Annotated in this window: 18 protein-coding genes; 4 read left to right on the forward strand and 14 right to left on the reverse strand. The window is 43.3% G+C overall.

Annotation, left to right across the window (positions count from 1 at the left end; genetic code table 11):
* Positions 1–9 precede the first annotated feature (9 nt).
* Complete coding sequence (locus QP794_RS01810; protein WP_285074663.1) at positions 10–189, reverse strand: hypothetical protein; 180 nt, start codon at positions 187–189, stop codon at positions 10–12.
* Between the two features lie 226 nt (positions 190–415).
* Here QP794_RS01810 and QP794_RS01815 point away from each other — a divergent pair, with 226 nt between their 5' ends.
* Positions 416–628 carry a helix-turn-helix domain-containing protein gene (locus QP794_RS01815; RefSeq protein ID WP_285074664.1) on the forward strand — a complete coding sequence of 71 codons (213 nt, stop codon included), beginning with the start codon at positions 416–418 and terminating at the stop codon, positions 626–628.
* Between the two features lie 31 nt (positions 629–659).
* On the opposite strand, the gene QP794_RS01820 is transcribed toward QP794_RS01815, so the two are convergent.
* From QP794_RS01820 to QP794_RS01860, 9 genes are all read right to left on the reverse strand, one after another.
* A complete protein-coding gene (locus QP794_RS01820; RefSeq protein WP_285074665.1) occupies positions 660–953 on the reverse strand; it encodes a hypothetical protein in 294 nt (97 codons plus the stop codon).
* Entirely contained in the window at positions 913–1,425 is a 513-nt protein-coding gene (locus tag QP794_RS01825; protein ID WP_285074666.1) for a DUF1064 domain-containing protein, read from the reverse strand. Before QP794_RS01825 ends, QP794_RS01820 begins: the two co-directional genes overlap by 41 nt.
* The gene (gene dnaN, locus QP794_RS01830; protein WP_285074667.1) at positions 1,425–2,555 is read right to left on the reverse strand and encodes a DNA polymerase III subunit beta; all 1,131 of its coding nucleotides are present in this window, start codon (positions 2,553–2,555) and stop codon (positions 1,425–1,427) included. Before dnaN ends, QP794_RS01825 begins: the two co-directional genes overlap by 1 nt.
* Positions 2,556–2,683: 128 nt before the next feature.
* Positions 2,684–3,352, reverse strand: a complete 669-nt coding sequence (locus QP794_RS01835) for an ATP-binding protein (protein ID WP_285074668.1) — start codon at positions 3,350–3,352, stop codon at positions 2,684–2,686.
* Between the two features lie 292 nt (positions 3,353–3,644).
* A complete protein-coding gene (locus QP794_RS01840; RefSeq protein ID WP_285074669.1) occupies positions 3,645–4,670 on the reverse strand; it encodes a replication protein in 1,026 nt (341 codons plus the stop codon).
* Positions 4,671–5,011: 341 nt separating this feature from the next.
* Positions 5,012–5,440: an ORF6C domain-containing protein gene (locus tag QP794_RS01845; RefSeq protein ID WP_285074670.1), complete on the reverse strand. Its 429-nt coding sequence runs from the start codon at positions 5,438–5,440 to the stop codon at positions 5,012–5,014.
* Complete coding sequence (locus QP794_RS01850; protein WP_285074671.1) at positions 5,421–6,560, reverse strand: ParB N-terminal domain-containing protein; 1,140 nt, start codon at positions 6,558–6,560, stop codon at positions 5,421–5,423. Before QP794_RS01850 ends, QP794_RS01845 begins: the two co-directional genes overlap by 20 nt.
* Positions 6,561–6,839, reverse strand: a complete 279-nt coding sequence (locus tag QP794_RS01855) for a group-specific protein (RefSeq protein WP_285075190.1) — start codon at positions 6,837–6,839, stop codon at positions 6,561–6,563.
* Between the two features lie 14 nt (positions 6,840–6,853).
* The gene (locus tag QP794_RS01860; RefSeq protein WP_285074672.1) at positions 6,854–7,051 is read right to left on the reverse strand and encodes a helix-turn-helix domain-containing protein; all 198 of its coding nucleotides are present in this window, start codon (positions 7,049–7,051) and stop codon (positions 6,854–6,856) included.
* A 230-nt stretch (positions 7,052–7,281) separates the two neighbouring features.
* On the opposite strand from QP794_RS01860, the gene QP794_RS01865 reads away from it, so the two are divergent.
* The 3 genes from QP794_RS01865 (at position 7,282) to QP794_RS01875 (ending at position 9,383) form a co-directional block, all read left to right on the forward strand.
* Positions 7,282–7,722 carry a helix-turn-helix domain-containing protein gene (locus QP794_RS01865; RefSeq protein WP_285074673.1) on the forward strand — a complete coding sequence of 147 codons (441 nt, stop codon included), beginning with the start codon at positions 7,282–7,284 and terminating at the stop codon, positions 7,720–7,722.
* Between the two features lie 10 nt (positions 7,723–7,732).
* Entirely contained in the window at positions 7,733–8,146 is a 414-nt protein-coding gene (locus QP794_RS01870) for an ImmA/IrrE family metallo-endopeptidase (RefSeq protein ID WP_285074674.1), read from the forward strand.
* Positions 8,147–8,225: 79 nt separating this feature from the next.
* A complete protein-coding gene (locus QP794_RS01875) occupies positions 8,226–9,383 on the forward strand; it encodes a tyrosine-type recombinase/integrase (RefSeq protein WP_285074675.1) in 1,158 nt (385 codons plus the stop codon).
* Positions 9,384–9,471: 88 nt separating this feature from the next.
* Here QP794_RS01875 and sufB read toward each other — a convergent pair whose 3' ends face one another.
* Genes sufB through sufD form a run of 4 tightly spaced genes read right to left on the reverse strand, consistent with a single transcriptional unit; the run spans position 9,472 to position 13,832 of the window.
* Positions 9,472–10,869: a Fe-S cluster assembly protein SufB gene (gene sufB, locus QP794_RS01880; protein WP_285074676.1), complete on the reverse strand. Its 1,398-nt coding sequence runs from the start codon at positions 10,867–10,869 to the stop codon at positions 9,472–9,474.
* 20 nt (positions 10,870–10,889) lie between these two features.
* Positions 10,890–11,321, reverse strand: a complete 432-nt coding sequence (sufU, locus tag QP794_RS01885) for a Fe-S cluster assembly sulfur transfer protein SufU (RefSeq protein WP_024629096.1) — start codon at positions 11,319–11,321, stop codon at positions 10,890–10,892.
* Positions 11,311–12,531: a cysteine desulfurase gene (locus QP794_RS01890; RefSeq protein ID WP_024629095.1), complete on the reverse strand. Its 1,221-nt coding sequence runs from the start codon at positions 12,529–12,531 to the stop codon at positions 11,311–11,313. Before QP794_RS01890 ends, sufU begins: the two co-directional genes overlap by 11 nt.
* Positions 12,528–13,832: a Fe-S cluster assembly protein SufD gene (gene sufD, locus QP794_RS01895; protein WP_285074677.1), complete on the reverse strand. Its 1,305-nt coding sequence runs from the start codon at positions 13,830–13,832 to the stop codon at positions 12,528–12,530. Before sufD ends, QP794_RS01890 begins: the two co-directional genes overlap by 4 nt.
* Between the last annotated feature and the right edge of the window lie 12 nt (positions 13,833–13,844).

The raw sequence follows: 13,844 nt of genomic DNA on the forward strand, positions 1-13,844 counted from the left end.
AAACCTCCTTTACAAAGCCGACAATCGACCATGCTTTTCTTTGAATTTTGATTTAATATCTGGAGGCAAATCACTGATTACTTCATCCCAGGTATTTATTAGTTCTTTGTTATGCGAATTGAATTGTCGAATCTGGAGATACCTTTCAGATAACGCCGTGGAGAATTCTTCTTTTTCAGCTTCAGTCAAGATTCATCGCCTCCCGTTTTCATATGTAGTTCGGATATATTGTTAATTGTTCCAGTACAATGTTTCATTAATGAGGCAAGGAAATGTTTCCTTAACTCCACTTTATTCGTTATCGCATTTCGTATATTTAATCTTGTAATTATCATATACGATATCGAATATTCAGTCAATCCATCTTGCTAATAAATATTCGTTATCGTATAATCCCTTTGAAAGGGTGACTACTATGATTAACGTGAAACCTAATTTAATGCCTCTTTTAAGAGAGAAGGGGATTACACAACAACAATTATCAGAAATGACTGGCATCCCTCAGGGAACGTTAAGTCGATTTGATAGAAATACCCGTCATGAGTCTACTCATTTGTTTACTATTGCAAGTGCATTGGGTATAGGTGTAGAGGATTTGTTTGTAGTGCAGGAGCAAGAGGATGAGTAAACCTCTGTGCTCCTTTCTTTTTAGTTTCCAATTAGATGGGATTCTTAACTTCTGGAAGCTCCATCGTATCTCCCTCAAGCAGAAACTCAGCTTGATTTGGATCGTGTGTTGGTTCCCAATGACCGTTTTCTTGTAAGATGCGTACAATGTCATCGGCGTAAGTTTCGTCTGTATTCACAACCAGGTACATATTAAATCCAACTTTCCCCTCCGAAACTCGACCATACTGAATTTTATGAAACAAGCGAAGCAAGTCTTCTTTCTCCTGTTGGTTAAGGTGCTTATTAACGTCCTCGTTTTTGATTACGGTATGTTTGATTTTCATTTTGATTTCTCCCCTCATCTGCTCGTTTTCTAAGTGCATTTGCTGCTCGTTTACGTGCTGCTTTTTCTTTCTTGTATTGCGCAAGCGGAATGAATTCTCCACGCTTTTTAACTAGTATATCTATTGGTAAAGTCGGATATTTAGCTTGGAACAATTTCAGTTTGACCCGGAATGTGGAGGTCTCCACTCCTTTTATATCTACCACTCGCTGACTGTCGTCTAATTCCGTTACCAGGAAGTCAGCAATGTAAGTCACCTTCGGTTTCTCTTGCAATATAAATTTAGGATGGCATTCAAAATCTTTGATCTCCCCGAACATCTTCTGTTGGAGAAGGAGCTGATAATACTCACCCTCTGCCATGCTATCGAATCGTATACCGGTTATATCAAGGTTTTGCTTTTTAACGATCCATTCGGAGAACAGAGTTCCGTCTTCAGTGACGATCACTTTGGTTGCGTTATATTTATTCATTATACTTCTTCCGTCCTATAAGGAAGTACAACGTGAACTGATTTCTCGTCACTTTCATCCAGGATGTAAATAGGTTTCACTTTTCCAGAGAACACCAGTGTTACTTTATCTCCGTCCAACGCTTTGATGGCCTCCATAAAGTACTTTGAATTTAAAGCCACGGCGAAATCTTCACCTTTGAACGACAGCGGAACTATACTTTCATTAGCCTTGCCTGTCTCTTTTCCTTGTCCGCGTATGCTCACTTCGTCTTCCGTAATGCTTAGAATGATTTTGTTGTGCTTGTCTTCTTTGGCAAGTGTGTATATCAGGTCAAGACAACTCATTAATTCATCTTTTTCTACTGTTATTTCGGTAACGCCATCAGGCACGATAGACATCCGGCTTACATCCGGGAACGATCCTTCTAACACTCGGGAGTAGAAAGTGAAACGATCTGTTCTCGCAAATACGTGAACCACGTCTCCGGTGGAAGACTTCGAAAATCCGAATTCAAGGTTATCTTTATCCAAGATAATTTTTTGAAGTTCACCTAATGCCTTAGCTTCAATGACAGCTCCGCCAAGGTTACCTACATCCGTGTTCTGCTCAGTTTTTGCAAGCCTGTGACGGTCAGTCGCTTCAATACCAATTACTCCTTCATTGATGTATACATGTGCTCCTGCGAGGATTGCGACATTCTTCCCTGTTGGATCAGCAGCATAGGTTGTTTTCTTGAATAACCTTTTAATTTCTTTGCCTGTTGTCTCAAACATTTCGCTATTATCAATGTCGGGCACTCTCGGGAATTCCTCTGGATCAAACACGCCCATGTCGATTTCTTTCTTTCGAGACCTAATGATCACAGTTGTTCCCTTTGTTTCAATGCTGACATCACCACGAAGCTTCTTCATCATTTCTAATGCCAGCTTAGGGAGAGCTATCCGACCGTCTATTTCCACTTGAACGTCTTTGCTAAAGACATAAGATTGAATTGTTGTCCGTGTATCCGTTCCGGTAACTTTCAGCCCTTCGCTGTCAGCCTCAATCAAAAAACAATCAAGTATGGGCATGATATTTTTACTCGCAATAGCCTTACTTGCATCTTCGAGAGCTTCAACCAGCAACTCACTATCTACGACTATTTTCATAAGGACGATTTACCTCCTGTGGTTTTTTCTTCGCGTTAGGATTGCACTCCGGGCAAGGGCCGAGCATCATCATTGCACCAACAAATTGATATTTTACCGTTGCACCACCGCAAGTTTTGCACATACTACTATCCCCTCCGTCTATTTCTTCCGCCCACTGGCAGTATTTTTACAAAAGGCTCAATCCGTTCAATAATCCGCTCCGCTTTCTTCTCATGCTGCTTTCTGTCCATCTCCCTGGCATCCTTCACATTAGCCAAGTGATGTCTCAATTCATTAACAGTCAAATTGGAAGTATATATTGTCGGCAGACGCTCCATACGCCGCTGGAGTATAGGACCTATCACTTCATCCCTTGTCCAAATGGTTAAGGTCTCTGCTCCAATATCATCGAGTATCAGTACAGATGCTGTCCGTAGAGAGTCGAGTTTGTTCTCAACTGTTTCTGTCTTGGAACCAATAGCATCTTTGACTTCCAGCAGAAAATCCGGTACATAGACCATGAGAACATCTATATCACATTTGGCAAGTTCTTGAGCAATCGCTCCTGCGATCCGGCTCTTACCTACTCCCATCGGACCATAAAGATACAATCCTTCTCTCGTTTCCCCTGGAACGAATGTGCTACAGAACTTCACTGCCGCCGTAATCGCAGCCAACCGCTGCGGATCAGGTTCAATATCGTCAAAGGTGGCATCCAGAATGTGCGATGGTATATAGTGGCTCTTGATCCTCTGACCTATGCCCTGTTGTCGCTCGTGAGACTTTAGTAAATCGCATTTCCGGAGCCGAAACACTAACTCGTCCGATTTATTGGGGTTAGGCTCTTCGACGCTCCTATGCCCCTTCTGGACGTTCTGACAGCCTATTAAACCGGGGCACGTGGCGCATGCATCACATTGAGCTAAATGTTCAGATACATCCCTGTATCGTTTAGGGCTTATCAGGTCTCCTGAACGATCAGGATATTTTTGTCTAAGCCTCTGTATCTCCGGGTGTTTATCAATCCGTTCAATGGCAGAGGCTCGGCGTTCCAAAAATCGATCCGGCACCAAAGCTTTTAGTTCTTCTCGGAAGCTCCCCACGCACTCACACTCCTTGTTTTGACCTTAGATTAGCCAACAGTTGTTTTAAATCGTCTTCGGTAACGTTAGATGCCGTTTCATTCGGTTCATCCGGTACGGAAGACGTTATTTGGATTGCAGCAGTATCGGAGCTCTGACGCTTAGCATGAAGCGAATATACAACCGTTGCGCAGTAACTCAGGTTTCGTATCTGATCCCATTTGTTCTTGGGTTTAAAATTGTCAAATGATTGGTCAATACCATCGATAACTGTTTGGAGCGGAATCCTCTCAGCTATGAATTCGTTGACAGCCTCTTCATCGTTAAAAGATATTTCAAGTCCCTTACCTTTTCTCTGGAGATATCGAGCTGCGACTTGATTGCGATACTCCATTGGGGAAACCTCCCGATCAGAGTCAGTATCTGCTTCGGTTTTAGGAACAGAATCCGGGTTTCCTGTGTATGGTTCAAAGACCGAATCGGGATCTTCTAAACAACAACTAACTTTAATACTGTCTTTAAACATGTCTTTAGAGGTGCCTTCAGCCTTACTCCCGCAAGGGATTGGGCTCTCTTCAACTTCCACTTTTCGTAACTCATCAGTTACACTTTTCGTAACTTCGGAGTTACACTTTTCGTAACTTTCGTCATGCTCTCCACTTTTTGGAGTTACACTTTTCGTAACTTTTTTATTGCCTATATTTAAAGAGATAAGTTCTGAAAACTTTTCACGATCCCACTCTTTCACAAGACTGACACGCCATTCATCATAGTTTTTGTTGAGAGAATAGACATGTTTGCCGTCCCAATAAATCACATTACATTGTCCCAAGTAAGTGATCTCTTTTTTAGCGTCCTGTATGCGCACTCCACATAGTTCGAAATGCTTCAAGAGGGGGATAACCGCCTCTTTTTTCTGGCATCCATACGACAGCCTTAGAATCAGCTTGAGAATCTTTTGTTGCCTTTCTGTGAACTTCCGGCTGATTATCTCATCCCAGATTTCATTAGCGATTCCTATATATCCGTTTTTAAGCTGGGGACTAGCCACTCACCTCACCCCGGAAACTTCGAATGACACGCTGTTATATTTGCAAAACCAAAACAACGTGATATAATTTTTTCAATCGTTTAAATAATTGATCGTGTTGGTAGCACGATTAACTCATTGGACTTTTCTGTATTATCTACTCTGGAATGCTCTCCGGCAGTAGAAATTACAGGAGAGTCCTTCTTCATTTGGATCAGGAATTTTCTGTGCAATGGAATCATAATTTCTTCTTCCGATCAATGTTTCGAGTGAGTATTTCATGCTGCAATGGCTTGTGTGACCACAGTCTCGCCAAATCGTCGAGCGTGATGTATTTTTGAGCCATAGGTTTTCAACTCCTCTCAGATATAATCCTCTGGACGAAATTCCTTAATGAAATCAACTGCATCATCAAAGTCGATACGCCGCACATGGCTGTATTTCGCCACTTCAAATCGATCTTTCAACTTGCTCCAAATCATGCGACGATAGCGACCAACCATGTCTTTAAACTTCTCATCAGACTCTTTGTACCGATCCTTCGTTAACGCATTCGATTTAATTCGGACAAGTGATTGAAGTTGATAGCATTCGGCATCAGTAAGCGTTACGCTGTCTCGAACCTCCTGAACCAGCATTTGAACTTCTCCAACCTTTTCAGCAACATCCTCTTGCATCTGTCTGATGCCATCCACCAAACCGCGAATAGCCATACCTTGCGCTTCAGTTAACTGCATCTGTCTTTCAACAACCGACAAGAAGTCAGGCTGATTAGGATTCATCAATGTCATTTCGATCTACCACCTTTCTGGAATTGATTGCTGGTCGAAGTTGGTCAATGAAGGACTGTAGCATATCAAGACCTTCTGACAACCGCTTCTTCTCACTTGCGCTTGCACCAGATACTGCTCCAAGCATGAATGATGTAATACCAACCTTCTGAAGGAACTGTTTAACATGAATGCTGATTTGAATAGTGTTACTGTCAGCTTCAAAGCGAAGTTTTTTCATTTGAGCTGCCGCTTGTTGTTCATCAAAGTCATCAGGCTGCTGGAGCTTCATTGTCTCCAACTCTTCTTTCGTCCGCTGATAACCGGCTTTCAGTTCTTCTACCTTCAGACGCTCAGCTTCCACATCGTCCTGAAGCTTGTCCTTCCAGTATTGGTCACGCTCTTTAATCTTCTTAGCAGCTTCCTGAGCTTTCTGTTCGAGAAGAACTTCTGTCTCTTCATCTCGGCGTTCTACTGCCGCCGCTACTGCATCGTCCACCTGATCGGCTGGAATCGCACCCTTGTACCGCTGCTGGAGTTCTTTCTTCTCCTGCTCGGCTTGGTTAGCGCGAGTCTCAGCTTCTCTTACAGCAGCTTCAAGCCGTTCCTTCGTCTCCACATATGCTTTGTGTGTAGATATGATCCCTTCATCAAGTTGCTGGATGATTTCTGGTGTCGCGTTTTCTATGATGTACTTGGCTTTGTCGTAGGTTCTGCCTGATCCAAAGCCTGCTTGACCTGCAACGATATCGCGAACCTGTCCGGCTGGCTGCTCAGGAACATTTTCCTTGCCTGCGGCCATCCGTTCCTTTGCTTTGATCCGTTCGACTTCCTCCAACCGTTTAGCCCACTCGACTCGCTCTGAGAAGGTGAATTCTTTCCGATGCTCGTTCTCGGATATTTCAAGCCGAAGCTGATGTTCGAAGTCGCTGATTTCCATTACTCGGACAACAACCTCTTTGCGTCCCAGGTATTGATGAGCACGCAAGCGACGCTCTCCTGCAATTAACTGATAATCTGGTGTTACTACTATAGGATTGATAAGTCCGTTTTGATCAATGTCTTGTGCCAACTCTTCAATGCCCCCAAAGTCTTTGCGAATTCTATCTGCAACTTTGATTTCGTTTACCTTAATTAGCAATTACATTTCTCCTTTCTTCAATTGTTCAAAAAGCCATTGTCTCAGAAACTCTCTGGTTTCTTGAACAGGAAAATACCACTTGCCACCGAGTTTCACTTTTATAAATCGTGGATCAAAGAAAAAACTATCTTGGATAGTGTTCCAACTCATACATGTTCTTTTTTTTAACTCATTTGAATCCCAATAAATGTATTCGGATTCAACTTCATTAACTAAATCTGCAATATGTTCCCGGGCTAATCGCATTACCTCTGCTTCATCAATGTTTATTGATATCATATTGCTCATTTAGCTCACCTCACTTTTGGAAGCAGTTTAATTTCAAGGTCAAGTGCCCCACATACTTTGGACAAAGTTTCTTCATTCCATCTGCGATTACCGTTAAGCAAGTTGTGTATGTACTGCGGGGAACAACCTACTATATGGGCAAGTTCGGAAGGATTTAATCCTCTTTCATTAATGACTGGTTTCATTTGTGTAGAAATATTCACCTCTCATCACCTCCTTGATAAAATATTAATCTATTTGTTTAATATTATCAAACGTAAAATTAATCAAATAGATTCATTTTGGAGCATTTAATAGAATTAACCATATAGATTAACCAATTTGCTCTATTTTTCGCTTATTTGCTCCATTTTAAGCTATTTGTTGTTTGTTTTTTAATCTATTTGTTGATATCATTGATTCATCAATTAGTTTAAAAGGAGCGGTAACGGCTATGTCCAATTATCCGAATAGGATAAGAGAACTGAGAAAGATGCAAAACAAGTCCGGAGTTAAGGTAGCTGAATTTCTGGGTATCACTCCTCAATTTCTTTATAATATTGAAAAAGGAGATCGTACTTTAACCTCAGATGTAGCGGCTAAATTAGCAGAGTACTTTGGAGTAACAGTGGATTACATTTTAGGAATCGACACGAACGAAAACAATAATCATCCTAGAGAATTTCCAGAATGGGCAACTAAAAATGATATTGCAGACTTCAAAAAAATGCTCGAAAATGATCAACCCGTTTTGTTTGATGGAGTTCCTATTGAAGGGGAGAAGCGTCAAAGGGTGATGGACATCCTATCTGGACTATTCTGGGAAGCGAAGGAACTAAACAAAGAGACCTACGGTCGTAAAGAAGACAAAAAAAATTCTGACCACAAAGAGTAGGTGAAATGGATTGGATGATATCATTCACAAGCTTGTTCGTAAATATAAAACAACTGACCCTTTCGCAATTGCGCAAGCACGGAATATATTGGTCCGGTATGTTAGTTTCGATGAGGGAACGCGGGGGCTATACTACCGAAAACTCAGGCGTAGATTTATTGTGATAGATAATAGCTTGACCGAGGAATGGCAGAGGGTCGTATGTGCACATGAACTAGCCCACGACTGCATGCATCCAGGTATAAGTCAGTTTTGGATGGATAAACATACCTTCTTTAACATTGGCAAATTTGAACGTCAAGCAAATACTTTTGCATTGAAGCTTCTTACCTATGGCAAACCATCGGAACAATGTGAATCCATGGAACATTATCTAATTAATTGTGGTATCCCTCAGGAATTACACCATCTATATGAAGTATAAACGAAACCTGCGCTTACGCCGCTGCATGGCGGCTTCACATACACAAAAACAGAACATACGTTCTTGATGGAGGTGTCATATGGCTACATTTAGGAAACTGCCCAGCGGGAAATGGCAAGCAAGGGTTTCCAAAGACGGAGAAGAGTCTAGCATCGGTACATTCCGAACAAAGAAAGAGGCTGAAATTGAAGCCAATAAAGTCGAAGAACGGATTTATTACGGTCAGACGCTTAATGATCGAAATATGCTTTTTGGGGAAGTAGTTGATGAGTGGCTGGAGAATAAGAAACGTGAACTGAAAGATTCTACCTATAGACAAACCGAAGTGATAATACGATTGCATATTAAGCCTGGTTTTGAGAAGAAGCGAATAATGAAGATCCGTCGAGTCGACATAAAAAAATGGATTCAATCTTATGTGGATGAAGTGGATAAGAACGGAAAGCTTAAGTATTCTTTTGGATCTTGTCTTAAGTACTTATCAGTTATGAAGAGTATCCTGCACTTTGCTGTACACGAATTAGAAGTGTTAGAGAAGAATCCTGCAGATCGCCTGAAAGTTCCTGTTAAAGACTCTACTGCTCCAAAAAAGAAAATTAAATACTTTGTGCTTGATGAACTCAACAAACTACTCGACTTCATGAAAGAATATAAACACCAACGTTTTGAGGATTACCCTATTTACTATACACTTATGTACTTTTTGAGCCAGTCAGGATTACGCATCAGCGAGGCGTTGGCGCTACGCTGGACAGACATCGAAGGAAATATGCTTAAAGTCGAGCGGCAAACCAGCAGGGATGACAATAATAATCTTCAACTCACTACGTTGAAAAACACATCTTCGTACCGCACAATAAAATTGGATGAGGATCTCATCAAAGAGTTAAAACAATTCAAAGTTATACAGAATCAATATATCTTGAGTGCAGAACCATTTGCCCGAAATCAAGACTATATTATTTTTCAGAACTATCTTGGTAATTATCTAACCCCATCAACTGTTAGGGAATCCATTAAAGATTACTGCTATAAAGCTGGAGTGGAATACAAGGGGACGCATGGTTTCAGACACACACATGCGGTACTACTACTCGAATCTGGAGCAAGTTTGTTCTTTGTCTCTAAGCGGCTCGGTCATAAATCAATCAAAACAACAGCAGACACTTACCTCGACATTACGAAAAAAATTGAAGAAGACGAACTTCAAAAGTTCGCCTCCTACACTAAAAGATGAATTTGGGTCGGCATGAAATCGGCACAAACGATTTCATCCCATTTTTCAAACTGGGTCCGACCCTTGATACATCAGTATTTTTCAAACCTTATCCAATGGAGCCTTCCATTTCGAACTTGATCAATCTGTTCATCTCTACCGCATATTCCATCGGCAATTCCTTCGTGAACGGTTCAATGAAGCCCATGATAATCATCTGTGTTGCTTCGGCATCAGTCAAACCACGGCTCATCAGGTAGAAGAGTTGATCCTCGGACACCTTCGATACCGTAGCTTCATGCTCCAGCATGATGTTATCATTCATGATTTCATTGTAAGGAATCGTATCGGATGTGGACTCATTATCCAAAATGAGCGTATCACATTTAATATTGGATTTCGCACCTTCCGCTTGGCGACCAAAGGAAGCCAGACCACGGTAGGTTACTTTACCACCATGTTTACTGATCGACTTGGATACAATGGTTGATGTTGTATCTGGAGCCAAGTGAATCATTTTCGCACCTGCATCCTGATGCTGATTTTTACCAGCTACAGCGATGGACAGAACCGAACCTTTAGCTCCGCGACCTTTCAATATAACTGCTGGATATTTCATCGTCAGTTTGGAACCGATGTTACCATCGACCCATTCCATCGTTGCATTTTCTTCAGCAACTGCACGTTTGGTAACCAGGTTGTAGATGTTTGGTGCCCAGTTCTGGATCGTTGTGTAACGAACACGAGCATTTTTCTTACAGATAATCTCAACGACCGCACTGTGCAGTGAGTTCGTGCTGTAGATTGGAGCTGTACAGCCCTCTACATAGTGAACGAAGCTGTCTTCGTCTGCGATGATGAGTGTACGTTCGAACTGTCCCATATTTTCGGAGTTAATCCGGAAATAAGCTTGCAGAGGCACTTCACATTTCACGCCTTTAGGCACGTAGATGAAGCTTCCTCCGGACCATACGGCACTATTCAGTGCAGCAAATTTGTTATCTGCTGGTGGAATAACCGTTGCGAAATATTCGCGCAGGATTTCCGGATGCTCTCTAAGAGCAGTATCCGTATCCATGAAGATTACGCCCTGATCTTCCAATTCTTTTTGCATGTTGTGATATACAACCTCGGACTCATACTGAGCCGATACACCTGCGAGGAACTTTTGTTCCGCTTCAGGGATACCCAACTTATCAAAAGTTTCCTTGATTTCGGAAGGTACCTCTTCCCATGTTTTCCCTTGTTTTTCAGAAGGACGAACATAGTACTGGATATCGTTGAAGTCCAATCCGTCGAGATCTCCGCCCCATTTCGGCATAGGCATCTTCTCGAATTGTTTCAGGGATTTCAAACGGAATTCCAACATCCACTCCGGTTCGTTCTTAATCTTGGAAATCTCGGTAACGACTTCTGCAGTCAGACCTTTACCGGTTTGAAAGATGGATTTGTGCTCGTCACGAAAACCATATTTATACTCTTCCATTTCTGGTGCTTTTTTAGCCATCTTGCTCTACCTCCCTATCGTTATTGTACATTGTCCTCTTCGTCAATTCCTTTGCGTAATGCATTCCAGGCCAACGTGGCACATTTAATGCGAGCAGGGAACTTGTTCACACCGGATAGGGCTTCGAGATCTTCATAATCGTCGAAATCGACTTCTTCCCCTTTCATCAGTGAGGAAAAACGGTTAGCCATGTCGAGTGCCTGATCCATCGTTTTGCCTTTGACTGCCTCGGTCATCATTGATGCCGAGGACATGCTGATGGAACAACCTTCCCCCGTATACTTGGCTTCCTGAACGATTCCGTCCTTCAGCAAAAGTTGCAGTGAAATCCGGTCGCCGCACGTTGGATTATTCAAATTCACAGTGACAGCGTCATTATCAAACGTTCCGCGGTTGCGCGGGTTTTTGTAGTGGTCCATTATGACACGCCGGTACAGATCATCAAGTTGCATCGCCAAAATACTCCTTTGTCTGGATTAAGGCGCTGACAAGTCGGTCCACATCTTGTTCGTTGTTATATAGATAGAAGCTGGCACGAGCTGTTGAACTGACTTCCAGCCAGCGCATCAGCGGTTGGCAGCAGTGGTGTCCGGCACGAATGGCTACGCCACTCGCATCCAGTACGGTTGCCACATCATGCGGGTGCACGTCACCTAGGTTAAAAGTAACGACCCCTACATGACGCTTGGCTGGTCCATAAATGGTCAGTCCGTCAATCTCTGCCATACGTTCCGTTGCATAAGCTGCCAGCACACTTTCATGATGAGCAATCTCATCCATACCAATCTGCTCCAGGAAATCGATAGCTGCACCCAATCCAACCGCTCCTGCGATAATCGGGGTTCCACCTTCGAACTTCCAAGGAAGCTCTTTCCAATTGGAATCGTAGAGACCAACTTCATCAATCATTTCACCGCCGAACTCAACCGGTTCCATGGACTCCAGCAGCGCCTTTTTGCCGTAAAGTGCACCGATTCCGGTTGGTCCGCACATTTTATGGCCGGATAATGCGTAGAAATCACAATCCAGATCTTGAACATCCACCTTCATGTGCGGTGTGCTCTGTGCGCCATCTACAACGATGACAGCACCATTACGGTGTGCAATTTCAGCGATTTGTTTTACTGGATGAACAACACCCATAACATTGGAAACATAGGCGATTGCAACAATTTTGGTTTTGTTTGTAATCGTCTTTTCCACATCAGCCAAATCAATGTTGCCATCCGGCTGAAGCGGAATGTATTTCAATGTCGCTCCCGTTTCCTTGGCTACCTGCTGCCATGGAATCAGATTGCTATGGTGTTCCATCTGCGTAATAACAATTTCGTCGCCTTCTTTGCAAACTGCGCGTCCGTAAGACGAAGCAACCAAATTCAAAGCGGTCGTTGTCCCACGGGTGAAAATGATCTCCTGTGTGCGTCGTGCGTTGATAAACTTGGCAACCTTCTCCCGTGCGCCTTCATAAGCATCCGTTGCACGGCTTCCAAGCGTATGAACACCACGATGCACATTGGAGTTCTCATATTCATAATAATGTTTAATTGCTTCGATTACAGCCAGCGGTTTTTGGGAAGTCGCTGCATTATCTAGATATACGAGCGGGTGTCCATTGATTTCCTGGTGGAGGATCGGGAACTGCTCGCGGATAGCCGGGTTCATTGTCCCAGTTTCCGTTCGATGAGAGACTGCAATTGGGTACGCAGTGCTTCCAGAGGAATATCCGCCACCACCGGAGCTAGGAAGCCGTAAATGATCAGGCGTTCCGCATCCGTACGGTTAATCCCGCGCGACATCAAGTAATGAATTTGCTCCACATTGACTTGACCTACAGAGGCTGCGTGACCTGCTGTTACATCATCCTCATCAATGAGAAGGATTGGGTTGGCGTCTCCACGTGCTTTCGGGCTCAGCATCAGTACTTTCTCTGTTTGCTGTCCGTCCGCTTTGGTAGCACCTTTCTCAATCTTCGTGATTCCGTTAATAATTGCAGAAGCTTCTTCACGCATAACTGCACGTGTAATCATCTGGCTTGGCGTGTTTTTGCCGAAGTGACGAGCTTCAGTTGTATAGTTCAGTTTCTGGGAACCGGAACCTACTGCAATCACTTTGGAATCGGAGCTTGAGCCATTTCCTTTAAGAACTGTCATCGTGTTGCTTGCAGTATCACCGTTGTTCATCTCGCCAACGATCCACTCAATCGAACCGTCGTTCTCCACCACTGCACGGCGGAAAGATACGTCGGTAACACTTGTGCTCAGTTGGTGAACAGATGCGAAACGGACTTTGGCACCAGCTTTCACGAACACTTCCACAACACCGTTATGGAATACAGGTGAAGACAGTTCGCCGGATACATAGTTATCCACATAAGTAACGGAGCTGTTGGACTCAGCAACGACAAGCACGTGAGGTGCAAACGTTGCAGAAGCATCATCTGTGAGCAGTACCGCTTGAAGTGGAACTTCAATTTCAACGTTTTTCGGAACATAAAGGAATACCCCGCCGTTCCAAAGTGCTGCATGCAGTGCTGCAAGTGAATGCTCATCTGCTTTTACAGCCGTATTCAGATATGGTTTTACCAGATCGCTATGATCGCGAACCGCTGTAGCCAGATCTGTGAAGATAACTCCTTTTGCTGCAAGATCAGCAGACAACTTGGAGTACACTGTACCGGAATTGCGCTGGATAACCAGGCTGCCTTCCGCTTGGTCCTTAACCAGATCTTTAATGGAAGCTGGTACTTCTTCAAGTGAAGCAATCGCTTCACTTGCTTTGTATGTGCCGTACTCGCTGACATTCCAGCGTTCAATTTTTTGTTTTTCCAGTTTGGGAAGCGCAAGCCCACTTGCAAGCTTAAGGGCTTCGAGCCGCTGCTCGGTCAACCAGCCGGGTTCATTGTTGCTTTCCGACAAGGCGCGAAGCGCTTCAGATTCAACCGGAAGAATTGTTTGTGTAGTCATTGATTATCCTCC

Origin of the sequence: Paenibacillus sp. UMB7766-LJ446 (genome assembly GCF_030226665.1) — a bacterium.
Classification (GTDB): domain Bacteria; phylum Bacillota; class Bacilli; order Paenibacillales; family Paenibacillaceae; genus Paenibacillus; species Paenibacillus vandeheii.

Coding starts and splice junctions, on each gene's coding strand:
- sufB (WP_285074676.1), bottom strand. CDS start 10,869: ATGGCTAAAAAAGCACCAGAAATGGAAGAGTATAAATATGGTTTTCGT.
- QP794_RS01865 (WP_285074673.1), top strand. CDS start 7,282: ATGTCCAATTATCCGAATAGGATAAGAGAACTGAGAAAGATGCAAAAC.
- QP794_RS01875 (WP_285074675.1), top strand. CDS start 8,226: ATGGCTACATTTAGGAAACTGCCCAGCGGGAAATGGCAAGCAAGGGTT.
- QP794_RS01820 (WP_285074665.1), bottom strand. CDS start 953: ATGAAAATCAAACATACCGTAATCAAAAACGAGGACGTTAATAAGCAC.
- QP794_RS01815 (WP_285074664.1), top strand. CDS start 416: ATGATTAACGTGAAACCTAATTTAATGCCTCTTTTAAGAGAGAAGGGG.
- QP794_RS01845 (WP_285074670.1), bottom strand. CDS start 5,440: ATGACATTGATGAATCCTAATCAGCCTGACTTCTTGTCGGTTGTTGAA.
- QP794_RS01825 (WP_285074666.1), bottom strand. CDS start 1,425: ATGAATAAATATAACGCAACCAAAGTGATCGTCACTGAAGACGGAACT.
- QP794_RS01890 (WP_024629095.1), bottom strand. CDS start 12,531: ATGAACCCGGCTATCCGCGAGCAGTTCCCGATCCTCCACCAGGAAATC.
- sufU (WP_024629096.1), bottom strand. CDS start 11,321: ATGCAACTTGATGATCTGTACCGGCGTGTCATAATGGACCACTACAAA.
- dnaN (WP_285074667.1), bottom strand. CDS start 2,555: ATGAAAATAGTCGTAGATAGTGAGTTGCTGGTTGAAGCTCTCGAAGAT.
- QP794_RS01855 (WP_285075190.1), bottom strand. CDS start 6,839: ATGATATCAATAAACATTGATGAAGCAGAGGTAATGCGATTAGCCCGG.
- sufD (WP_285074677.1), bottom strand. CDS start 13,832: ATGACTACACAAACAATTCTTCCGGTTGAATCTGAAGCGCTTCGCGCC.